Consider the following 20,990-nt stretch of genomic DNA (forward strand, 5'->3'; position numbering starts at 1 on the left):
TTGTTGATCGTTTGCGGTGCCAGACCTATCAAGAAATACAGCCGATGCAACTGGCGCACGGCGTCACATCTGCGGGAGCACCGGACCAAATGAGCGATCGCATCTTCAGGCTGATGAGCGGCCACGGCCAAAGCCACTGGATCCGGCTGCGGACGCTGATCCTGCTGCGCTGGGTAGCGATTGCCGGACAGGTCACCGCCATTGCGGTGGCGCAGTACCGGTTCAACCTGCAACTGGAGCTTGGCTTGTGCTACCTGGCCATCGGCATCTCGGCCGCGGGCAACCTGATCGCCATCTTCGCCTTCCCGGAAAACAAGCGCCTGACCGAGTTCGAAAACTTCCTGATGGTGCTGTTCGACCTGCTGCAGCTGGCATTCCTCGTGTACCTGACCGGCGGTCTGAACAACCCCTTTGCGCTGCTGGTGCTGGGGCCGGTGACGATTTCCGCCGCGGTGATGGGGCTGCGGTCCACTCTGATCATCGGCGCCACTGCCATCATCCTGGTCACGTTGATGGCGGAGTTTCACCTGCCGCTGCGCACCGAACAGGGCTTTGTCCTGCGCATCCCCGATGTGTTCATCTTCGGCAACTGGATCGCCATCGTCATCGCCATCCTGTTCATCGGCGCCTATTCCTTCCGTGTCAGCAACGAGATGCGGTCGATGTCGGATGCGCTGAGCGCCACCCAGCTGGCCCTGTCACGCGAGCAGAAGCTGACCGACCTGGGCGGTGTGGTAGCCGCCGCCGCGCATGAACTGGGCACGCCGCTCGCCACCATCAAGCTCGCCAGCGCCGAGCTGATCGAAGAGCTGGACGACCGCCCCGACCTGCGCGAGGACGCCGCGCTGATCCGCGAACAGGCCGACCGCTGCCGCGATATCCTCCGCGGCATGGGCCGGGCCGGCAAAGACGACCTGCACCTGCGGCAGGCACCGTTTTCCTCGCTGATAACCGAGGCCGCGGAACCGCATATGAACCGCGGCAAAACCGTCATCTACCACGAAGAGCCGCTGGAGGGCGGTGATTTCCAGCAGCCGACTGTCATGCGCAAGCCGGAAATAATTCATGGCCTGCGCAATCTGGTGCAGAATGCGGTCGATTTTTCCCAGTCCACCGTTTGGATTGATGCTGCCTGGAACGACGACCGGATTGTCCTGCGGATCTGCGATGACGGGCAAGGATTCCCGCCGCACCTGCTGGGCCGCATCGGCGATCCCTTTGTGCGCCGCCGCCGGGGGGAAAGCGAGCTTAAGCAGCGGCCCGAATATGAAGGCATGGGCCTGGGCCTATTCATAGCTAAAACCCTTCTGCAGCGCACCGGGGCACAACTGAGATTCGCCAATGGGGCGGACCCGTTCCAGACCCTCAGCCCCTACCGCGAACGGCACGGCGCCATTGTCGAGGTCGCCTGGCCGCGCAATAAGATCGACGCCATGGCGGACGGGGGGCCTGTCATCGGAAAAAATTTACCTTTAGAAATTTAACTATTCACTTTTGGGCAACCAATTAAACTTCATTTAACCATTATTAGGGAACCATGCGGGTAAACGAGAGCTGAACTGGACAGGACAACATGCAGGACTTCGCTTCGATCGAATGGTTTGTACTGGCGGCACTGTGCGCTGCAACAGCGGCGGCTGCGGTCTGGTGGCTGTCGCCCAATCCGCGCCGCCACGGCATGGAGCACGACCTGCTGGCCGGCGACGGACGCACCGATGCGGTTTTCCTTTTCGATGACAACAGCCTGATCGGCTGGTCCTCGGGCGCGCGCAGATTCATCGGCGATCAGGCGGAAAACTTTGACTGGGGCATGCTGCGCGACCAGCTCGCCCGCAGCTACCCGGGCCTGCCGCAATCGCCGGGATTCCTCAAGGATGTCGGCCCGTTGGTGCTCTCGGGTACCGCGTCTGCTGAAAGCCGCGAAGCGCATTGCGAATGGATCGACGGGGTCACCCGTGTGCAGCTGCGCCGCAGCACATTGGAAGAACAGAACAAATCTCTCGATCAGGAGCTAACCACCCTGCGTGCCGCAGTGCATCAGGCGCCCTACCCCGTGTGGCTGCAGTCGGAAGAAGGCAACGTCACTTGGTCCAATCTCGCCTATGACGACCTGCGCCAGAAGATCCGCGGCCGCAATGCCGATTTTTCCGACCCATTGTTCACCGATCTCCATGATCCGATGACCAGCGGCAAGCCGGAACGAATTTACATCCCGTTGCCGGAAAGCAGCAAGAAACTTTGGTACAACGTCTCGACCACCGAAACCGAGGCCGGCTGGCTGTGCCATGCGGTCGACGTGAACGCCGTGGTCGACGCCGAGGTTGCCCAGCGCAACTTCGTGCAGACTCTAGCCAAAACCTTTGCCCAGCTGTCGATCGGTCTCGCTATCTTTGACCGCAACCGCCAACTGGTGCTGTTCAACCCGGTTCTGATCGACCTGACCGCCCTGCCCGCAAATTTTCTCAGCTCGCGGCCGAACCTGCTCACCTTCTTTGACCGGCTGCGCGACCAGCGGATGATGCCGGAACCCAAAAGCTACTCCAGCTGGCGCCACCAGATGGCTGACCTGCTGGAGGCAGCCGCCGAGGGGCGGTACCAGGAAACCTGGTCGCTGCCATCGGGTTCCGTCTACAAGGTGTCGGGAAGGCCGCACCCGGACGGCGCCATTGCCTTCCTGTTCGAGGACATCACCGCCGAGGTCACACTCACCCGCCAGTTCCGCTCCGAGCTGGAAGTGGGCCAGTCGATCCTCGACCAGATGGAGGAAGCCATTGCTGTCTTTGCCAACGACGGCAGCCTGAGCTTTTCCAACAGTGCATACCGCAGCCTCTGGCAGATGGACCCGGAAGCCAGCTTTGCCAAAGTGTCGATCATGGATGCCAGCCGGATCTGGCAGGACACCTGCGCGCCGACTCCGGTCTGGGGCGAGATCCGCGACTTTGTTGCCGGCTGCGAAACCCGCGATCCCTGGTGGTCCCGTGTGCATCTGCGTGATGGCAAACCGCTGCTCTGCAGGGTTTCCGCCATTCAGAATGGTGCCACTATGATCAGCTTCCGCACCCCGGAAACCGCGGCGCTGCCGGCAGGCGAGGAGCGCTTCCCTGCCATCAGCCAGGGCTGAGCCGGGAAACCGGCTTGCAGCAGCCTTCTGGCGGCGCCATTGTACCGGCATGACCACGGATACCGCGGCTTGCACGCTGAACTCACCGGATGACACGGCCCTGCTGGCCGCACGGATCGCCGAGGCCTTGCGCCCCGGCGATTGCCTGCTGCTGGACGGGGTTATCGGCGCAGGCAAGACCCATTTCGCCCGGCATCTGATCCAAACTCTGATGGAGGTCCCGGAAGACGTGCCGTCGCCGACTTTCACGCTGGTACAGACGTACGACGTGCCTGCGGGAGAACTTTGGCACACCGATCTCTACCGGTTATCCGCATTGGAGGAACTGGAGGAACTGGGACTGACCGAGGCATTCGAGACCGCAATATGCCTGGTCGAATGGCCCGGCCGGCTGGCCGAGCTGACACCTGCGCACGCCCTGCACCTGACGCTGGCACTGGACCCGGAACACGAAGACCGCCGCCATCTGACGCTCCGCTGGAGCGATCCGAAATGGCAGCCCCTGATGGAGCGCCTCTGGGCATGACAGACCGCGAAACCCTGTGCGGGGCTTTCCTCTCCGCCACCCCGTATGCAGAGTGGCAGCGCGGCCCGCTGGCCGGCGATGCCTCCAACCGCCGCTACGAACGGCTTGCGGGGCCGCGCGGCGGAACGGCTGTTCTGATGGACGCGCCGCCGGAAAAGGGCGAGGATGCCCGTCCCTTCGTCCGCATTGCCGAATACCTGCGCGCCCAAGGCCTCAGCGCTCCGGCAATCCTGGCACAGGACGTCGAACACGGTTTCCTGCTGCTCGAAGACTTGGGCGATGATCTATTTGCCCGCGTGGTCCTGCGCGAGCCGGCCCTTGAGAAGCCCCTTTACGAGGCAGCAACCGATGTTCTTGTGGCCTTGCACCGGGCGCCGATGCCAGATCTGGAACCTTACGGGCCGCGGATGATGTCCGAAATGGCAGGGCTGGTGCTGTCGAAGTACCGCGACGGCATTCTTGGCGGCCATGACGCGGACTTGCAGTCCCGCTTCGAGGACCTGTTTGAAGATATCCTGCGTGAAACCGTCAAGTGCGATGCCGTGCTGGTGCAGCGGGACTATCACGCTGAAAACCTGCTGTGGCTGCCGGACCGCACCGGGGTGGCCCGCGTTGGCCTGCTGGATTTTCAGGACGCCCGCTCAGGCCACCGGGCTTATGATCTGGTCTCGCTTCTGCAGGATGCCCGCCGCGACGTGCCGGCCGGAATCGAGATGCATATGATGAGCCGCTACATCACGGCCGCCGGCGTGGACGAGTCGGGCTTCCGCACCGCCTATGCCGTGCTCGGGGTGCAGCGGAACCTGCGCATCCTCGGCGTCTTTGCCCGGCTCAGCCAGGAATACGGCAAGCCCCATTACGTCGACCTGATCCCGCGGGTGTGGGACCATTTCGTCCGCGGGCTGGACCACCCGGCTCTGGCTCCGGTGGCGGGGCTCCTGCAGGACTGCCTGCCGGCGCCAACGCCTGAAAACCTGGACAGGTTGAGACCCTGATGCGGCACTCTCCCGACGCCGTCATGCTGTTTGCCGCAGGCTTTGGCACCCGGATGCGTGAGCTGACCCGCGACACACCGAAACCGATGATCAAGGTAGCTGGCCAACCGCTGATCGCCCATGCGCTGGAGCTCGCCCGGGCGATCCAACCGGTCCGGATCGCCGCAAATCTGCATTACAGGCCTGAGCCGCTGAAGGCCTTCTTGGAGCCTGAAAACGTGCGCCTCAGCTTTGAGACTCCAGACATTCTCGACACCGGCGGCGGGTTGCGCCATGCCCTGCCGCTACTCGGGGACGGCCCGGTCTTCACCATGAACACCGATGCCATCTGGAAAGGACCGAACCCGCTGCAACTGGCCCGGGAGGCTTGGGATCCGGAGCGCATGGACGCACTCCTGGTCTGCGTGCCGCTGGCGCGTGCCGTGGGCCGTGCTGGTGACGGCGATTTCTCGGCAGATGCCGAAGGCCGGATCAGCCGCGGCGGCCAACTGGTCTATGGCGGGGTGCAGATCCTGAAAACGGACACGCTGCATCAGGTGGAGGACCGGGTTTTCTCACTGAACGTGCTCTGGAACCAAATGGCGGCGGCCGACCGCCTGTTTGCGCTGGAATATCCCGGCCGCTGGTGCGATGTGGGCCATCCTGAAGGGATCATAATGGCCGAGGACCTGATTGCCGCAGATGATGTTTGAACCATCCGCCAAACCGCGCCTGTTTGCCGTGCCCTGCGGCGTCGATTTTCCGTGTGCTCTGGTCGAAGGCCTGCGCAGCCGCAGCCAGGATCTGCCGCCGGAGGCACTGGCGCGGACTGAACTGATCGTCAACACCTCCCGTATGGCGCGCCGGGTACGCAGCCTGTTTGATGCGGGCCCTGCCATGCTGCTGCCGCGGATGCTGCTGCTGGCCGATCTGGACCAGCGCGCCGCGATGGACGGCCTGCCGCCCGCCCTGCCCCCTTTGCGGCGCCGGCTGGAGCTGTCGCAGCTGATTGCGAAGCTGCTGGACGCACAGCCTGACCTGGCCTCCCGCGCCTCTCTCTATGACCTGTCCGACAGCCTCGCCGCGCTGATCGATGAAATGCAGGGCGAAGGCGTCAGCACCGATGTGATCCGCGATCTGGATGTTTCTGACATGTCCGGCCATTGGGCACGCGCACAGGCCTTTATCGGCATTGCGGACGAGTTCGCCGGCCTGCACGAGGGCGCGATGGACGCTCAGGCACGGCAGCGCCAGGTGGTGCTGAACCTGATCGGACAATGGCAGCACACCCCGCCGCAGCATCCGGTGATCCTGGCAGGCTCCACCGGTTCGCGCGGTACAACGCTGATGCTGATGCAGGCAATCGCGCGGCTGCCGCAGGGTGCAGTGGTGCTGCCCGGGTTCGACTTTGACCAACCGGACCGCGTCTGGAGCGGGCTGGATGATCCGATGATGTCCGAGGATCACCCGCAATACCGGTTCCACAGGCTGATGAAGGATCTGGAGCTTGCCCCGGGCGACGTGCAGCCCTGGACACTTGCCCCGCCAGCCTCGCCCGAGCGCAACCGTCTGGTGTCGCTGGCCCTGCGCCCTGCCCCGGTGACCGACGCCTGGATGAGCGAGGGTCCGCAGCTGACCGGCTTGGACAAGGCCACCGGAAACGTCACTCTGGTCGAGGCCCCCAGCCCTCGTTCCGAGGCGCTGGCCATTGCGTTGCGTCTGCGGCAGGCAGCGGAGGACGGTCAGACCGCGGCGCTGATCACCCCGGACCGGATGCTGACCCGCCAGATCGCCGCGGCGCTGGACCGCTGGGACATTCTGCCCGATGACTCTGCCGGCCAGCCGCTGCAGCTGTCACCGCCGGGCCGGTTCCTGCGCCATGTGGCGGGGTTGTTCTGCAAACCGCTGGCCTGCGACAGCCTGCTGACCTTGCTGAAACACCCGCTCACCCATGACGGCGCGGACCGCGGCAACCATCTGCGCCAGACTCGGGAGCTGGAGCTGTCCTTGCGCCGCAACGGCCCGCCCTTCCCCGATGCCGCTGCCTTTGCTGCTTTTGAACACGGACGTGGGCTGACGCCTGGCTGGACAGGCTGGCTGAGCAACTGTTTTACCGGCCAGGAGACTGCCGGCACCCTGCCCCTGACAGGCTGGATCCAGCGTCTGCGCACACTGGCCGAAAGCATAGCTGCCGGCAGCCAGGCCGAGGGTCCCGGCACGCTGTGGGACAAAAAAGCCGGCCAGGCCGCGCTTGCCTGCATCGAAAACCTGGAGGCTGAGGCCCCCTATGGCGGCGAGATGTCCGCCCGCGATTTTGCCGACCTGCTGGGCGCGCTGCTGAGCCAGGGCGAGGTCCGCGACCGCGATGCGCCTTATGGTTCGATCATGATCTGGGGCACGCTGGAGGCGCGTGTGCAGGGCGCCGATCTCGTGATACTCGGCGGCCTCAACGAAGGCAGCTGGCCCGAAGCCGCCAGCCCCGATCCCTGGCTGAACCGCCAGTTGCGCAACCAGGCGGGCCTTTTGCTGCCCGAACGCCGCATCGGCCTGTCGGCGCATGACTTCCAGCAGGCAATCGCCGCGCCCGAGGTCTGGCTGACCCGCGCCGAACGCTCGGAAGAAGCCGACACCGTGCCCTCGCGCTGGCTGAACCGGCTGACCAACCTGCTGTCCGGGCTGCCGCAGCAAGGCGGCCGTGATGCGCTGGACATGATGCGGACCAAAGGCCGCCAGTGGCTCGGCTGGGCGGAGGCGCTGGAAGAACCCACGCCGATCCCGCAGTATCCCCGCCCGTCCCCCTGCCCGCCGGTGGCAGCCCGCCCGCGCCGTCTCACCATCACCGAAATCCCGCGGCTGATCCGCGACCCCTATGCGATCTACGCCAAACATGTGCTGCGGCTGAAACCGCTTAACCCTCTGGTGCAGGAGCCGGATGCCCTGCTGCGCGGCATCGTGGTGCATGAGGTGTTTGAGCATTTCATCAAGGAAACCCAGGCCAACCCGGGCGTGCTGACCGCCAGCCACCTGGTCGAGAAGACCCGCGAATTGCTGGAAACCCATGTACCGTGGCCCGTCGCCCGCATTCTGTGGCACAGCCGCATCCGCAAGATTGCCAGCGATTTCGTGCTCGCCGAGCAAGAGCGCCAGGCCCGCGCAAAACCTGTGGCGTTCGAAGCCAAGGGCAGTGCCCGGCTGGATCCGCTGGATTTCACCATCGCCTGCCGCGCCGACCGGATCGACATGGACGACCGCGGTTTTCTGCACCTCTACGACTACAAGACCGGCACCCCGCCCAGCGAGGCGCAGCAGAAGAAATTCGAAAAACAGCTGCTGATCGAAGCCGCAATGGCCGAAGAAGGTGCCTTTGAGGAATTTGGCCCGGCGGAGGTTGCCCGCGCGCTGTTCATAGGATTGGGCAGCAAATTGAGCGAAGTGCGCGCGCCGCTGGAAGACGAGCCGCCCTGCAAGATCTGGGATGAACTGCGCACATTAATCGGGGCCTATTTCGAGCCTGATCAAGGATATTCGAGCCGCCGCATGGTGCACCGGGATGACATCGCCGGCGATTACGACCACCTCGCACGCTATGGCGAATGGGACCGCAGCGCCGAACCGCAGCCGGAGGATCTGACATGACCATCCGCGACGCCGCCTCTGAGGCGCAGTTCCGCGCCGCCCGGCCCGATGCCTCCACCTGGCTGGCGGCCAATGCGGGTTCCGGCAAGACCAAGGTGCTGACCGACCGGGTGGCGCGGCTGCTGCTGCAGGGTGTGCAGCCGCAGCATATCCTCTGCCTCACCTACACCAAGGCCGCCGCCAGCGAGATGCAGAACCGGCTGTTCAAACGGCTGGGGGAATGGGCGATGCTGGACGATCCGGCGCTGATCGCGGCGCTGACCGAGCTGGGGGAGGTCAACACCGCTGCCGAAGATCTGGCCCAGGCCCGCACCCTGTTTGCCCGCGCAATCGAGACGCCGGGCGGGCTGAAAATCCAGACCATCCATTCCTTCTGCGCCTCGCTGCTGCGCCGCTTCCCGCTGGAGGCCCGCGTCAGCCCGCAGTTTTCCGAGATGGACGACCGCGCGGGCCAGCTGCTGCGGGCAGAGATCATGGAGGATTTTGCCCAAGGCCCGGAAACGCCGCTGGTCGATGTCCTGGCGCGCCATGTCAGTGACAGCGATTTCGAGACGCTCACTGCTGCCATCTGCCAGCGCCGCGCCGATTTCGGCCAGCCGCTGAATTGGAACGGGCTGCTGGAGCTGTTCGAGCTGCCCGGAGGTTTTGACGAGACCGCGCTGGAGGCGCTGGTACTTCTGGGCGGCGAGGAAGAGCTGCTGCAGCGGACCCGGGAAATGCTGGGGCAGGGCGGCACCACGGACCAGAAGGCGGCGGCAAAACTCGCGGGCATCAGCAAGCCCGGGCTCGCCGATCTGAGCACGCTTGAAAGCGTCTTTCTGACCGGGGCCGGCGCCAAGGAACCGTTCACGGCCAAGATAGACAAGTTCCCGACCAAGAAACTGCGCGAAGCCCATCTGCCGCTAATGGATCAGCTGGAACCGCTGATGCGGCGGGTGGAGGATGCGCGGGCCAAGCGCTTGGCCCTCGCCGCCGCGCGCAAGAGCCACGATCTGCACCGCTTTGCCGCTGCCTTCCTGCCGGAATACGAGCGCCGCAAGCAGCTGCGCGGCTGGCTCGACTTTGACGACCTGATCCTGAAGGCGCGGCAATTGCTGAACGACCCGGGCGTTGCCGCCTGGGTGTTGTACCGCTTGGACGGCGGCATCGACCACATTCTGGTGGACGAGGCGCAGGACACCAGCCCAGTGCAATGGGACGTGATCGAAAAGCTGGCGCAGGAATTCACCGCCGGCGAGGGCGCGCGCTCGGACGTGGAGCGCACGATCTTTGTGGTCGGTGACAAGAAACAGTCGATCTATTCCTTCCAGGGCGCCGATCCCGACGCCTTTGACCGGATGCAGCAGGAGTTCGGCCACCGGTTGGCGGAAACCGGGGCAGGGCTGCAGGATGCCTCGCTCGATTTCTCCTTCCGCTCTTCCGCCGCGATCCTGAAGCTGGTCGATCTGGTGTTCCGCGACAGCCCGCGCGCCGGTTTCCGAAAGGACGCACTGCACCGGGCCTTCAAATCCGATCTGCCGGGCCGGGTGGACCTGTGGCCGGTGGTCGGCAAGGTCGAGGATGACGAGGATCCTGACTGGACCAGCCCGGTCGACCGCCCCAGCAGCCGCCATCACGCGGTGATCCTGGCGGAGCGCATCGCGCACTCGATCAAACAGATGATCAACTCCGGCGTCACCATTCCCGAGGACGGCCCCGAGCGCGGCACCTTCCAGCGCCGCCCGGTGCAGGCCGGCGATTTCCTGATCCTGGTGCAGCGCCGCTCCGACCTGTTTTCGGAAATCATCCGCGCCTGCAAAAAGGCCGAATTGCCCATTGCCGGCGCCGACCGGCTCAAGGTAGGCGCGGAACTGGCGGTGAAGGATATCGCCGCGGTGCTGCGGTTCCTGGCGCTGCCGGAGGATTCTCTGTCGCTGGCAGAGGCTCTGAAATCGCCGCTGTTCGGCTGGAGCGAGCAAGCGCTGTTTGATCTCGCCCACCGGCGTGAGGCGATGTATCTCTGGCCGGCTTTGCGCGAGCGGGCAGAGGAATTTCCTGAAACCATGACGGTGCTGGACGATCTGCGTGCCAATGCGGATTTCCTGCGTCCCTATGATCTGATCGAACGTATTCTGACCCGTCACTGCGGCCGCCAGAAACTGCTAGGCCGGCTGGGCCCGGAGGCTGAGGACGGTATCAACGCATTGCTGTCACAGGCGCTAGCCTATGAGCGAACCGATGTGCCCAGCCTCACCGGCTTTTTGGTCTGGATGCAGACCGACGATCTGGAAATCAAACGCCAGATGGGTGCGGCCGGCAATATGATCCGGGTGATGTCGGTGCATGGCTCCAAGGGTCTGGAGGCGCCGATCGTGATCCTGCCGGACACTGCCAAACGGCAGCCACCGCGGGACGCCGAAATCATGCTGGCCAATGGCACGCCGGTCTGGAAACTTCCCAAGGAGCAGATGCCTGCTGCCATGCTGGCGGCCCGTGAGGCCGCCCAGGAAAAATTGCAGAATGAACGGCTGCGGCTGTTGTATGTGGCACTGACCAGGGCGGAAAAGTGGCTGATCGTCGCCGCTGCCGGCGAAGTGGGTGAACAAGGCGACAGCTGGTACCGCATGACGGAACGCGCCATGCAAGACGGCGGCGCAGTGGAACTGATCACCGAAGGTGGCACCGGCCTGCGCCTGCAGCATGGCGACTGGGACGGATTGCCATTGGTCGAGCCCGCCATTCCTGACGTTGAAAAACATACTCTGCCCAGCGTCTTCACCCGCCCGGCCGGTCCTTACACAGCGCCGGCGCCGGCACTCAGCCCCTCTGACCTGGGCGGGGCCAAGGCTCTGCCCGGCGACCAGGGAATGGATGAGGACACCGCCAAGGCCCGCGGCAGCCGTCTGCACCTGCTGCTGGAGCACCTGCCCGGCCGGCCGGAAGCGGACTGGCCGCAGCTGGCGCAGAACCTGCTGCAGAAAGCCGACGACAGCGCGGAGCTGCTGGCAGAGGCTTCAGCCGTTCTGAAAAATGCCCTCCTTTCCAATGTGTTCCGCCCGGATACGCTGGCGGAGGTGCCCATCACTGCAGACCTGCACGGCACCCGCCTGCATGGCATCATCGACCGGCTGATCGTCACGCCGGACAAGGTCCTGGCGGTGGATTTCAAATCCAACGCCACCGTGCCGGCAACACCGGAGCAGTGCCCCGAGGGGCTGCTGCGGCAGATGGGCGCCTATGCCCATGCGCTGGCCCAGATCTACCCGGGCCGCACCATTGAAACCGCGCTGCTCTGGACCCGGAACGCGGTCCTGATGCAGTTGCCGCACGATCTTGTGACAGGCGCCCTGATGCGGCGCCTGGAACCTTGACGATCGGTTAAGCCGTACCTAGGTTCCGACTCCAGTTGCCACACACTCATGGAGACATGCATATGTCCACCGTAGCCGTCACCGACGCCACTTTTGACGCCGAAGTCAAGAACTCCGATATCCCCGTTGTGGTGGATTTCTGGGCTGAGTGGTGCGGTCCCTGTAAGCAGATCGGCCCGGCTCTGGAAGAGCTTGCCGCAGAATTCGGCGGCAAGGTGAAGATTGCCAAGGTCGACGTTGACAGCAATCCGAATTCTGCTGCCGCCATGGGCGTGCGCGGCATCCCGGCGCTGTTCATCTTCAAGGACGGTCAGGTGATCTCGAACCGTGCCGGCGCCGCTCCCAAAGCCGCGCTGCAGAGCTGGATCGAAGAATCGATCTGAGCCTGATCCCATTTCGGATTTCAGAGGGCTGTCCCCGCGGGGGCAGCTTTTTTGTCTCTACTGTCTGGGGCGACAGCCGGCCTCAAACTGGCTCTTTCCTTTGCACCCTTTGCCTGCAACGCTCCGCCCGGGAACGGGTAGAGGAGGCGACATGGCCAAGACACGGGTATTGGTGGAATTCGGCATGGGCACATCGCTCAGGCGCGAAGACTACACCGAAGCCGCCCGCCGCGCGATCAGGGATGCGCTGTGGCACAACTCCGTCAGTATGGCGGAACTGTTTGATTTCTCGAAAGAAGACATGATCATCGACGCTGAGATCGGGGTCCGGAAACCGGAAGCGGTAGACCAGGACGCGCTGTTGGAGATCTTCCCCTACGGCCGGCCCAGCATCCGGATTGTGGAAGGCGGGCTCGACATTGAAAAACCCCATGGCGGTCGCACGGTGATCGCCAATGCGGCGGTGATTGTGTCGTTTGACATGGAGGCCGCGGAATGAGTGAAAAACGCATCATTCTGGAAATGGGCACCGGCAACGACCTTTATGGCCAGGACTATACCAAGGCCGCCCGCCGTGCAGTGCAGGACGCCTTGCATCATTCCTCAATCACCCTGTTTTCAAAACTGGGGATCAGCCACGGCGACATTCGGGTGGAGGTGACCATCGGTGTGCAGCAGCCTGAGGCGGTGGACTGCGGTCTTGTGGCACAGGATCTGCCCCGGGGCCGGGCCAGCGTGTGCGCGGTCAAAGGCGGGCTGGATGTGGAGGACGCCGGGGCCGGCACCCGCCATGTGGTTGCCACCGCTGCGATCGAAGCCTGGCTGCCGGATCAGGCCGGCAAATACAAAACCAGCACTCCGAAATGAATAAAGCCGCCCGTAGCAGGGCGGCTCATTCAGGACTCTGGATCATCGGGGTGTCAGAGCTTGGCGATGTCAGAGCGGTCCAGGCCGATATCTTCCAGCTGAGCGTCGGTCAGCTGCGACAGAGCCTTGCGGGTTTCACGGGTCTCGTTCCATTCCACCACGGTGTTTTTCACGCTGATCAATGCGTCGACCACGCGGAGAACGGTGACTGCTCCGAGCGGCGCGTAGATGTTTGCGGTCGTCATGTGCGCATATCCTTCTGAGAAACAGCCGACCCTGTGCCGGTTGTGAGCCTCATGTAGGATGTGCGGCTGAGTCCCACAATTGCCGGTTCATCAGCCCCGATCTGCAATTGCTGCATAGCGGCAGACAGCCCCGCAGCCGCCGGCTGTTCCTTGTTTCCCGCGCGCTGACTTGTGCCTGCGGGGGGATGGTTCCATATAAGGGGCAACCACACGGAGGCATAAATGGCAGACGATCAATTCCCCGGCTGGCACGGCACCACCATCATCGGTGTGAAGAAGGATGGCCAGGTGGTCATCGCCGGCGACGGCCAGGTGTCGCTGGGGCAGACAGTGATCAAGGGCACCGCCCGCAAGGTGCGCCGCCTGTCGCCCGGCGGCTTTGACGTGGTGGCCGGATTTGCCGGCTCGACCGCGGATGCATTCACCCTGCTGGAGCGGCTGGAAGCCAAGCTGGAAGCAACGCCCGGCCAGCTGGCCCGGGCCAGCGTGGAATTGGCCAAGGATTGGCGCACCGACAAATACCTGCAGAAGCTGGAGGCGATGCTGATCGTCACCGACGGTGCGGACATGTTTGTGATCACCGGCGCCGGCGACGTGCTGGAACCGGAACATGATGTCGCCGCCATCGGATCCGGCGGAAATTTTGCCCTGGCTGCCGCCCGCGGCATGATGGGCAGCAGCAAATCCGCTGAGGAAGTGGCACGTGATGCGATGGCTATCGCCGCCGACATCTGCGTCTATACCAATGGCAATCTGACTGTTGAGAGTATTGGTCAGGAACGCTGAAGTGACTGAGATTGACCAAAATGATCTTCGCGCTGCCGTTGGGTCCGGGTTGCTGTCCGAGGCACAAGCTGCCTCGCTTCTGGCTCTGGCCCACAGCCGGAAAGGCGCAAGGGAGAACCTTGCCGCAGGTGACGAGCCCTTTGAATTGTTCAAAGGATTCAATGAAATTTTCATTGTGATCGGGCTTTTGATCCTTGCCTCCGGCTGGATGGCTTTTTCGGCGATTGATCTTGCTGGAACAATAGGCGGCTATCAGGACAAGGCTGTCATTTCCGCCCTTGCCGCCGCTGCCGTCCTCTGGATCCTGTCTGAATACTTCATTCGCCGCCGCCGGATGGTTGCGCCTGCCATCGCGCTTTCCCTGCTTTGGGCCGCCAACGCCGGAGCCGGGTTTTCGGCGGAGTATTCCCAGCCCTTCATGATAGCGCAAAGCGACTTTTCAAGCCTTCCAGTTCCCTTTGCCCTGGCGACAGCCGCTGTCGCCGTATTCTGGTTTCGCTTTCGCGTTCCCTTTGCGATGGCGCTGATCGCTTTGGGTGTGTTTGTTCTTGCCCTGTTGTCGGGTGCAATTCAGGCAGGAACGCCCGCCGGCATGAGCGACCTGTTTCTGCTGTCCGCCAGCGGGCCGTTTGCCTGGATTACCCTGGCCGTGGGATTTGCCGTATTTGCTGCAGCCATGGGCTTTGACCTCAGTGATCCCCACCGGGTCACCAGGCGGTCAGCCCAAGGATTCTGGCTGCACGTCGTTGCGGCGCCGGCACTGGTAAATACAATTGCACTTAGCCTTCTAAACGCGGGCACCCCTGAAGCCAACATGCTGCTGATGGGTGTCCTGCTGCTCTTTGCGGTCACCGCAATCATCATTGACAGGCGTTCGTTCCTGATTGCCGCCATCGGCTACAGCGTTACGCTTGCAGGCACAGTCTTCAATGGAGAGGGCACGGCCATTACGGTTCTGGCGCTCGGCGTGTTTCTAGTGGCTCTGGGAGCCTTCTGGAGCCGTATCCGCGCCGTGCTGCTGTCACTTTTGTCTGGCGTGCTGCCGCTTGACCGGCTGCCGCCTTCACACTGAAACGGAAAAACCCATGACTGATCTGACCCCTCGCGAAATCGTTTCTGAGCTGGACCGTTTCATCATCGGCCAGAAAGAAGCCAAACGTGCCGTGGCCGTTGCTCTGCGCAGCCGCTGGCGGCGCAAGCAGCTGGCCGACGATCTGCGTGACGAGGTATATCCGAAAAACATCCTGATGATCGGCCCTACCGGCGTCGGCAAGACGGAAATCTCCCGCCGCCTGGCCAAACTGGCGCGGGCACCCTTCATCAAGGTGGAAGCAACCAAATTCACCGAAGTCGGCTATGTCGGCCGCGATGTGGAACAGATCATCCGCGATCTGGTTGACAGCGCGATTGCCCAGACCCGCGATTTCATGCGCGAAGATGTGAAGGCCAATGCCCACAAGGCCGCAGAGGACCGGGTCGTGGAGGCCATTGCCGGCAGCGACGCCCGGGAAGCCACCCGCGAAATGTTCCGCAAGAAACTGAAATCGGGTGAGCTGGATAATACCGTGATCGAGCTGGATGTGGCCGATACCTCCAACCCGATGGGCATGTTCGAAATTCCCGGCCAGCCCGGCGGCAACATGGGGACGCTGAACCTCGGTGATCTGTTCGGCAAAGCCATGGGCGGGCGCACCACCCGCAAGAAGATGACCGTCTCGGAAAGCTACGAAGTGCTGATCGGCGAGGAAGCCGACAAGCTGCTGGATGATGAAACGGTTGCCCGCACCGCGCTGGAATCTGTGGAGCAGAACGGCATCGTCTTCTTGGACGAAATCGACAAGGTCTGCGCGCGCCAGGAAACCCGCGGCGGTGACGTCAGCCGCGAGGGGGTGCAGCGCGACCTGTTGCCGCTGATCGAAGGCACCACCGTCAGCACCAAGCATGGCCCGGTCAAGACCGACCACATCCTGTTCATCGCCTCCGGCGCCTTCCATATCGCCAAACCCTCGGATCTGCTGCCGGAATTGCAGGGCCGTCTGCCGATCCGCGTGAGCCTCCGGGCGCTGACCGAAGCGGATTTTGTGCGCATCCTGACCGAGACCGACAACGCGCTGACCCTCCAGTACACGGCATTGATGGGCACGGAAGACGTCGCGGTTACTTTCACAGAAGACGGCATCGCCGCGTTGGCCAAAATCGCGGCCGAAGTAAACCAGAGCGTGGAAAACATCGGCGCACGGCGCCTGTACACGGTGATGGAGCGGGTGTTCGAGGAACTGTCGTTCACCGCGCCGGACCGTTCAGGCGAAGCGGTGACGGTGGATGCAGCATTTGTGAAAAAGAATCTGGGCGAGCTTGGCCGCTCCGCTGATGTCAGCCGCTACGTGCTGTAAACCGCCGGCACTGTTAGCAGTCTCTGGACATTGGCGGCAGGTGCAGTAGCCTGCCGCCAAATGGGCGAGGTGGACAATATGCAAGGGCTGCGCCTGATCTACGGTGTGATGCTGGTACTTCTGGCCGCCTGCACAGACAGGTCCTTCACACCGACCGTTCCAGAAGCTCTGGAATTGGGCACAGCTAAGACTATCTTTGCTGCCACAAACCGTGATCCGCTGCCCGATGGCACATTCGGGTCGGATCGCACCGAGGGCGTCAGCCTTCTGGAACTTACCGTCTCGATCCCGCCGGACCATAAACCCGGTTCACTGAAATTCGGCTACAGGAACCCGGATCCGTCCAAGGAATTCACCATGGCCGGGCGCAAGAAGTTCGGGACCGAAGCGGCATTCTCGGCCCGGCTGCGGCAGGAGCTTGCCAAATTCCCGCCTAAGGAGCGCGATGTCACGGTTTTTGTGCATGGCTTCAACTCCACCCAAGCGGAAACGGCGTTCCGAGCCGCACAGCTGACCCACGACATTGATATTCCAGGGGCCACTCTAATTTACTCCTGGCCCAGCAAGGGCAGGCCGCTTGGCTATGCCTATGATGCTGACAGCGTGCTGTTTGCCCGTGACGGGCTGGAGCTGCTGCTGCGCAACTTGCGGTCATCGGGGGCCAGGCGGATTGTGGTGGTTGCCCATTCCATGGGCGGACTGCTGACCATGGAAGCTCTGCGCCAGATCGAGATCAAAACCCCGGGCTGGACCGCAGGAAATTTGGGCGGTGTCATTCTGATGTCACCGGATCTGGACGTTGATGTGTTCAAATCCCAGATGCGGCGCTTTACCCAAGTGCCGCAGCCGTTCCTCATCTTTGTCTCTCGCAAAGACAATATCCTGACACTGTCCCAACGGCTGCGCGGGCTGAACGGGCGTGAAAGGCTGGGCAATCTGGACAACATCGAAGCAGTTCGCGGCCTGCCGGTTGAAGTGATCGACACCACGGCGTTTGCCGATGAAGCGGAATCACAGCATTTTGTGGCGGCTTCGTCGCCGGCGCTGATTGCCCTGCTGAATGGTGCGCGGCAAACAGCAGACACATTCGGACGTGGAAGGGACGTGCGGCAGAAGATCCTGCCAGGGCAGATCGTTATTCGAGACAATACGGTCAAAGTTGCGCTGGAAATTCATCCTGCGGACAACAGGTAAGTCAGCGGCGGCGCCTGAGGTAGACGTAATAGGCACCTTCGCCGCCATGGCTGAAATGAGCAGGTGTGACCTGCATTACAGCCTGCGACAGTGGAGGCAGCGACAGCCATTGCGGCACCTTGTGGCGCAGCACCCCGCGCGGAACCGGCATTGGGCCCGGCTCGTCCCGTTCCTTGCCTTTTCCGGTCACCACCAGAACCAGACGTTTTCCAGCGGCCTGGGCAGAGAGGATGAATCTGGTCAGTGCGGGGTGTGCTGTGTCAATACGCATGCCGTGCAGGTCCAACTTGCCTTCCGGCCGCAGTTTGCCGCCTTTCATCCGGCGGAAGGATTTTTTGTCCATCTGAAGCGGATCGCTAGCCAGGCTGCTGGCAATCGAAGGCTTCAGATCGTGTTTTTCCGGCTTGGACCTCGCCCGGCTGCCGACCTCGAACGGATCCAGCCGCGGTTCGAGCTGGTTGGTCGGTTTCGGTTTTGGCTTTGGCGGGTAGGGCGGTGTGGAATGCGCTCCCGGAGACAAACGTTCAGTCTGTTTCACGACCTTTTGCCAGAGGTCGATCTCGTCTTCTGTCAATTTCCGCCGTGTCATTCAAAGGTCTTCCGGCAGCATCGCGTAGGCCCTCTGGATCGGCAGCAGCACCACCATCCGTCCCGGGTCTTTCATCGTTCCTGCAGTTTCGCCGGCCTCATCGCCTGTGCCGACAAAGATATCGGCCCGCTGCGCGCCCTTGATGGCCGAGCCGGTGTCCTGCGCCACCATCAAACGGCGCAGGGGCAAAACCCCGTCCTTTTCCACCCAGACCGGCGCCCCCAGCGGGGTATAGACGGGGTCAGCGGCAATGGTGCGCATCGGCGTGACCGAACGGTTCATCGCGCCCAGCGGCCCCTTTGAGGCAGCTACTTTGCGCACTTCGCGGAAAAACACATAAGACGGGTTGTGAAACAGCAATTCCTTGCCGTCTGCGGGATTGCGCCGCACCCAGGACTTGATCACCTGGGCACTCACCTGATGCGCGTTGTAGACGCCGCGGCGCACCAGTTCCTTGCCGATGGATTTGTAAGGGTGGCCGTTGGCCCCGCCATAGCCGACCCGAATGGTCGAGCCATCCGGCAAGCGGATCCGGCCGGACCCCTGGATCTGCAGAAAGAACAGCTCCACCGGGTCATCCACCCAGGCAATCTCCAGCCCGCGGGCATCCATCACGCCGCTGCTCAGAATGTCTCTGCGCGGCAGCCACAAATCGGTGCGGCGGGCCTCGGGCGGCATCTTGTAGACCGGATAGCGGAAGCGGCCTGTGGCATAGCGGGAACCGTTCAGCTCCGGCTCGAAATAGCCTGTGAACAGCGCCGGGTTGCCGTCCTCAATAAGAACCGGACGGAAAAACAGTTCAAAAAACTTTTTTGCACCTTCCGGCGTCTGCGACTGCGCCGCCTTGCACAGAGCAGCCCAGTCGGGATCTTTAAGGTCCTTGCAGGTTCCCAGAAAGACCTTCAGCGCCTGGGCATGGTCGTCCTCCGCCCAGCCATCCAGCTGGGCAAAGTCCAGGATGCTGGACACGGTCTCAGAGTGCGCCCCGGAGGCGGTCATCGCGGCACCTGCAATTGCAGCCGCCCCAAGTGCCCCCCGAAGCGCCGCAATCATGCGTCCGTCGCGACCAGCTGCCAGTTCGGATCGTCGCTGCCCATGTTGCGGGCAAACACCCAGGTGTCCTTCTGCCGCTTCACCGCTTTGGCGTCACCCTCGACAATGTCGCCGCCGCGGTCGCGCACTACGGACGTCATCTCGCCGACAAAGCGCATGGTGATCTCGGCGCGGCCTGACTGCGTGTCAAACGTGGCATCCGCCACAGTCGTTTCGCGCACGCCGATGAAGTCAGCCTCGATCTTGTAGCCCTGGTCCTCGCGCTGCGCGACGGCTTCAACGAAGCTCTCGAAAACATCCTCGGCCAGAAACGGCTGGATGTCATCCAGGTTGCCATGCTCAAATCCCATCAGGATCATCTCGTAGGCGCTGCGTGCGCCCTGAACGAATTCCTGCACCTGAAAGGACGGCTCAATCCGCTTCATCGCGGCCAAGGCATGGGCCTGGGCGCTTCCTTCGGCCACATAGTCGGTGATGTCCCGGTCCGGACCGCCTTCGATAACTTCCAGATCAGGACGGCGGCTCCGCGCTTCCGATTGCGGCAGCGGCGGCTTTTCAAAACCTTCGCGTGTTCCTAGAACGCTTTTCAAGCGCAGGATCAGAAACACAGCGATACCGGCCAGAACCAAAAGCTGAATCACAGGCGACTCCATGGATACCTCATGCTAGGCGTTCGTGCTTTGTTTGAAACCAAAGCGGTCAGACCTTATGTAGGTGACGGGCGGGGGCAAGTCTACCGCCCGGGTGTATGATCGCAAGGAAACCCGCATGTATCTCTTCCTGGCCTTTCTGATGGTTCCCATCATTGAAATCGCTTTGTTTATTCAAGTCGGCGGTGCCATCGGCCTGTGGCCGACCCTGGCCATCGTGGTATTGACCGCGGTGCTGGGCACCTGGCTGGTTAAAACCCAAGGACGCATGGCGATGGGGCAGCTGAGATCCTCGTTCCAGCAATTGTCTGATCCGGCGGAGCCTTTGGCCCATGGCGCCATGATCCTGTTTGCCGGCGCGCTGCTGCTGACCCCGGGTTTCTTTACCGATGCTTTCGGTTTTGCCCTGCTGATGCCGCCAGTGAGGCTGGCAGTTTACCGCTACCTGCGCGCCCGTGTCACAGTGGCGCAGTTCCAGATGGGACCGGGCAGCATGCATGGCCGCCACTATCCCGGAACCTCGGGCCAGCCTGATGACATCATCGACGGCGATTGCAAAGACGTGACCCCTGGTCAGCGCCCCATCGGCCCGTCAGGCTGGGTTGACGGCCCCCGTTGAGCAAGCCCCGCCAAGCTGCTAAGCACGGTCAAAAGCATATTTTCAGGAGTACTCCGATGGCCGAAAACGGCGACGCCCAGCAGCAGCCGCAGGTCCAGATGAACATTCTGGGCCAGTTCATCCGCGACATGTCGTTCGAAAACGTGATGGCGCAAAAAGGCACCGGCGGCGAGGTTCAACCCGATGTCAGTGTGCAGGTGAACCTGGATGCGAAAAAACGCTCAACCGAGAACCAGTATGAAGTTGTCACCAAGCTGACCGTCGAGTCCAAGAACAAGGAAAGCGGCAACGTCCTGTTTGTGCTGGAGCTGGAGTATGTTGGCGTGTTCAACATCGCCGGTGTGCCGGAAGATCAGCTGCATCCGTTCCTGCTGATCGAATGCCCGCGGATGACCTTCCCGTTCCTGCGCCGCATCGTGTCGGACGTGACCCGCGACGGCGGCTTCCCGCCGCTGAACCTGGACAACATCGATTTTGTGGCCATCTACCGCAACGAACTGGCCCGCCGTCAGCAAGAAGCGGTAGCAGCAGCGCCCACGCAGTAAGGTCTCGGGCCTTCGAAACAGAAAACGCCGCTGGGTTTCAGCGGCGTTTTTCTTTTTGC

20 protein-coding genes are annotated in these 20,990 nt (G+C 62.7%); 16 read left to right on the forward strand and 4 right to left on the reverse strand.

Annotated elements, in window-relative coordinates:
* Positions 1 to 89 precede the first annotated feature (89 nt).
* The 10 genes from regB to OKQ63_RS20020 all read left to right on the forward strand — a co-directional run bounded on the left by regB (position 90) and on the right by OKQ63_RS20020 (position 12,857).
* Entirely contained in the window at positions 90 to 1,484 is a 1,395-nt protein-coding gene (gene regB / locus OKQ63_RS19975; RefSeq protein ID WP_264211759.1) for a sensor histidine kinase RegB, read from the forward strand.
* An 89-nt stretch (positions 1,485 to 1,573) separates the two neighbouring features.
* Positions 1,574 to 3,121, forward strand: a complete 1,548-nt coding sequence (locus OKQ63_RS19980) for a PAS-domain containing protein (protein WP_264211760.1) — start codon at positions 1,574 to 1,576, stop codon at positions 3,119 to 3,121.
* A 49-nt stretch (positions 3,122 to 3,170) separates the two neighbouring features.
* Positions 3,171 to 3,647 (forward strand): tRNA (adenosine(37)-N6)-threonylcarbamoyltransferase complex ATPase subunit type 1 TsaE, encoded by a 477-nt coding sequence (gene tsaE, locus OKQ63_RS19985; protein ID WP_264211761.1) that lies wholly within the window; start codon positions 3,171 to 3,173, stop codon positions 3,645 to 3,647.
* Positions 3,644 to 4,642, forward strand: a complete 999-nt coding sequence (locus tag OKQ63_RS19990; RefSeq protein WP_264211762.1) for an aminoglycoside phosphotransferase family protein — start codon at positions 3,644 to 3,646, stop codon at positions 4,640 to 4,642. The genes tsaE and OKQ63_RS19990 overlap by 4 nt, the downstream gene beginning before the upstream one ends.
* Entirely contained in the window at positions 4,642 to 5,334 is a 693-nt protein-coding gene (locus tag OKQ63_RS19995) for a nucleotidyltransferase family protein (protein ID WP_264211763.1), read from the forward strand. Before OKQ63_RS19990 ends, OKQ63_RS19995 begins: the two co-directional genes overlap by 1 nt.
* Positions 5,324 to 8,257: a double-strand break repair protein AddB gene (gene addB, locus OKQ63_RS20000; protein ID WP_264211764.1), complete on the forward strand. Its 2,934-nt coding sequence runs from the start codon at positions 5,324 to 5,326 to the stop codon at positions 8,255 to 8,257. Before OKQ63_RS19995 ends, addB begins: the two co-directional genes overlap by 11 nt.
* Positions 8,254 to 11,607: a double-strand break repair helicase AddA gene (addA, locus tag OKQ63_RS20005; protein ID WP_264211765.1), complete on the forward strand. Its 3,354-nt coding sequence runs from the start codon at positions 8,254 to 8,256 to the stop codon at positions 11,605 to 11,607. Before addB ends, addA begins: the two co-directional genes overlap by 4 nt.
* A 62-nt stretch (positions 11,608 to 11,669) precedes the next feature.
* On the forward strand, positions 11,670 to 11,990 hold the full coding sequence (gene trxA / locus OKQ63_RS20010; RefSeq protein ID WP_019295334.1) for a thioredoxin: 321 nt from the start codon (positions 11,670 to 11,672) through the stop codon (positions 11,988 to 11,990).
* Between the two features lie 151 nt (positions 11,991 to 12,141).
* Positions 12,142 to 12,489, forward strand: a complete 348-nt coding sequence (locus tag OKQ63_RS20015) for a Lin0512 family protein (RefSeq protein ID WP_264211766.1) — start codon at positions 12,142 to 12,144, stop codon at positions 12,487 to 12,489.
* Positions 12,486 to 12,857 (forward strand): Lin0512 family protein, encoded by a 372-nt coding sequence (locus OKQ63_RS20020; RefSeq protein ID WP_264211767.1) that lies wholly within the window; start codon positions 12,486 to 12,488, stop codon positions 12,855 to 12,857. The genes OKQ63_RS20015 and OKQ63_RS20020 overlap by 4 nt, the downstream gene beginning before the upstream one ends.
* 53 nt (positions 12,858 to 12,910) lie before the next feature.
* On the opposite strand, the gene OKQ63_RS20025 is transcribed toward OKQ63_RS20020, so the two are convergent.
* Positions 12,911 to 13,102: a DUF1127 domain-containing protein gene (locus OKQ63_RS20025; protein ID WP_264211768.1), complete on the reverse strand. Its 192-nt coding sequence runs from the start codon at positions 13,100 to 13,102 to the stop codon at positions 12,911 to 12,913.
* Positions 13,103 to 13,324: 222 nt separating this feature from the next.
* Between OKQ63_RS20025 and hslV the strand changes: the two genes are divergently transcribed.
* The 4 genes from hslV (at position 13,325) to OKQ63_RS20045 (ending at position 17,475) form a co-directional block, all read left to right on the forward strand.
* Positions 13,325 to 13,888 (forward strand): ATP-dependent protease subunit HslV, encoded by a 564-nt coding sequence (hslV, locus tag OKQ63_RS20030; protein ID WP_264211769.1) that lies wholly within the window; start codon positions 13,325 to 13,327, stop codon positions 13,886 to 13,888.
* 1 nt (position 13,889) lies between these two features.
* Entirely contained in the window at positions 13,890 to 14,960 is a 1,071-nt protein-coding gene (locus OKQ63_RS20035; RefSeq protein ID WP_264211770.1) for a hypothetical protein, read from the forward strand.
* A gap of 13 nt (positions 14,961 to 14,973) precedes the next feature.
* Positions 14,974 to 16,281 (forward strand): ATP-dependent protease ATPase subunit HslU, encoded by a 1,308-nt coding sequence (hslU, locus tag OKQ63_RS20040; protein WP_264211771.1) that lies wholly within the window; start codon positions 14,974 to 14,976, stop codon positions 16,279 to 16,281.
* 78 nt (positions 16,282 to 16,359) lie between these two features.
* Positions 16,360 to 17,475 carry an alpha/beta hydrolase gene (locus OKQ63_RS20045; protein WP_264211772.1) on the forward strand — a complete coding sequence of 372 codons (1,116 nt, stop codon included), beginning with the start codon at positions 16,360 to 16,362 and terminating at the stop codon, positions 17,473 to 17,475.
* A gap of 1 nt (position 17,476) precedes the next feature.
* On the opposite strand, the gene OKQ63_RS20050 is transcribed toward OKQ63_RS20045, so the two are convergent.
* Genes OKQ63_RS20050 through OKQ63_RS20060 form a run of 3 tightly spaced genes read right to left on the reverse strand, consistent with a single transcriptional unit; the run spans position 17,477 to position 19,770 of the window.
* On the reverse strand, positions 17,477 to 18,064 hold the full coding sequence (locus OKQ63_RS20050) for a Smr/MutS family protein (protein WP_264211773.1): 588 nt from the start codon (positions 18,062 to 18,064) through the stop codon (positions 17,477 to 17,479).
* Entirely contained in the window at positions 18,065 to 19,117 is a 1,053-nt protein-coding gene (gene mltA / locus OKQ63_RS20055) for a murein transglycosylase A (protein ID WP_264211774.1), read from the reverse strand.
* Positions 19,114 to 19,770, reverse strand: a complete 657-nt coding sequence (locus OKQ63_RS20060) for a Tim44/TimA family putative adaptor protein (protein ID WP_264211775.1) — start codon at positions 19,768 to 19,770, stop codon at positions 19,114 to 19,116. The genes mltA and OKQ63_RS20060 overlap by 4 nt, the downstream gene beginning before the upstream one ends.
* A 115-nt stretch (positions 19,771 to 19,885) precedes the next feature.
* On the opposite strand from OKQ63_RS20060, the gene OKQ63_RS20065 reads away from it, so the two are divergent.
* Positions 19,886 to 20,386: an FxsA family protein gene (locus OKQ63_RS20065; protein ID WP_264211776.1), complete on the forward strand. Its 501-nt coding sequence runs from the start codon at positions 19,886 to 19,888 to the stop codon at positions 20,384 to 20,386.
* A 56-nt stretch (positions 20,387 to 20,442) separates the two neighbouring features.
* A complete protein-coding gene (secB, locus tag OKQ63_RS20070; protein ID WP_264211777.1) occupies positions 20,443 to 20,931 on the forward strand; it encodes a protein-export chaperone SecB in 489 nt (162 codons plus the stop codon).
* Positions 20,932 to 20,990: the final 59 nt, after the last annotated feature.

The sequence above is a fragment of the Leisingera thetidis genome (assembly GCF_025857195.1).
Lineage (GTDB): Bacteria > Pseudomonadota > Alphaproteobacteria > Rhodobacterales > Rhodobacteraceae > Leisingera > Leisingera thetidis.

Bases quoted from the DNA above. Each gene is read 5' to 3' on its own strand.
- trxA (WP_019295334.1), top strand. From the start codon at position 11,670: ATGTCCACCGTAGCCGTCACCGACGCCACTTTTGACGCCGAAGTCAAG.
- secB (WP_264211777.1), top strand. From the start codon at position 20,443: ATGGCCGAAAACGGCGACGCCCAGCAGCAGCCGCAGGTCCAGATGAAC.
- OKQ63_RS20015 (WP_264211766.1), top strand. From the start codon at position 12,142: ATGGCCAAGACACGGGTATTGGTGGAATTCGGCATGGGCACATCGCTC.
- addB (WP_264211764.1), top strand. From the start codon at position 5,324: ATGATGTTTGAACCATCCGCCAAACCGCGCCTGTTTGCCGTGCCCTGC.
- OKQ63_RS19990 (WP_264211762.1), top strand. From the start codon at position 3,644: ATGACAGACCGCGAAACCCTGTGCGGGGCTTTCCTCTCCGCCACCCCG.
- hslU (WP_264211771.1), top strand. From the start codon at position 14,974: ATGACTGATCTGACCCCTCGCGAAATCGTTTCTGAGCTGGACCGTTTC.
- tsaE (WP_264211761.1), top strand. From the start codon at position 3,171: ATGACCACGGATACCGCGGCTTGCACGCTGAACTCACCGGATGACACG.
- OKQ63_RS20045 (WP_264211772.1), top strand. From the start codon at position 16,360: ATGCAAGGGCTGCGCCTGATCTACGGTGTGATGCTGGTACTTCTGGCC.
- OKQ63_RS20060 (WP_264211775.1), bottom strand. From the start codon at position 19,770: ATGGAGTCGCCTGTGATTCAGCTTTTGGTTCTGGCCGGTATCGCTGTG.
- hslV (WP_264211769.1), top strand. From the start codon at position 13,325: ATGGCAGACGATCAATTCCCCGGCTGGCACGGCACCACCATCATCGGT.
- OKQ63_RS19995 (WP_264211763.1), top strand. From the start codon at position 4,642: ATGCGGCACTCTCCCGACGCCGTCATGCTGTTTGCCGCAGGCTTTGGC.
- addA (WP_264211765.1), top strand. From the start codon at position 8,254: ATGACCATCCGCGACGCCGCCTCTGAGGCGCAGTTCCGCGCCGCCCGG.
- OKQ63_RS20020 (WP_264211767.1), top strand. From the start codon at position 12,486: ATGAGTGAAAAACGCATCATTCTGGAAATGGGCACCGGCAACGACCTT.
- OKQ63_RS20065 (WP_264211776.1), top strand. From the start codon at position 19,886: ATGTATCTCTTCCTGGCCTTTCTGATGGTTCCCATCATTGAAATCGCT.
- OKQ63_RS20050 (WP_264211773.1), bottom strand. From the start codon at position 18,064: ATGACACGGCGGAAATTGACAGAAGACGAGATCGACCTCTGGCAAAAG.
- regB (WP_264211759.1), top strand. From the start codon at position 90: ATGAGCGATCGCATCTTCAGGCTGATGAGCGGCCACGGCCAAAGCCAC.
- OKQ63_RS20025 (WP_264211768.1), bottom strand. From the start codon at position 13,102: ATGACGACCGCAAACATCTACGCGCCGCTCGGAGCAGTCACCGTTCTC.
- mltA (WP_264211774.1), bottom strand. From the start codon at position 19,117: ATGATTGCGGCGCTTCGGGGGGCACTTGGGGCGGCTGCAATTGCAGGT.
- OKQ63_RS19980 (WP_264211760.1), top strand. From the start codon at position 1,574: ATGCAGGACTTCGCTTCGATCGAATGGTTTGTACTGGCGGCACTGTGC.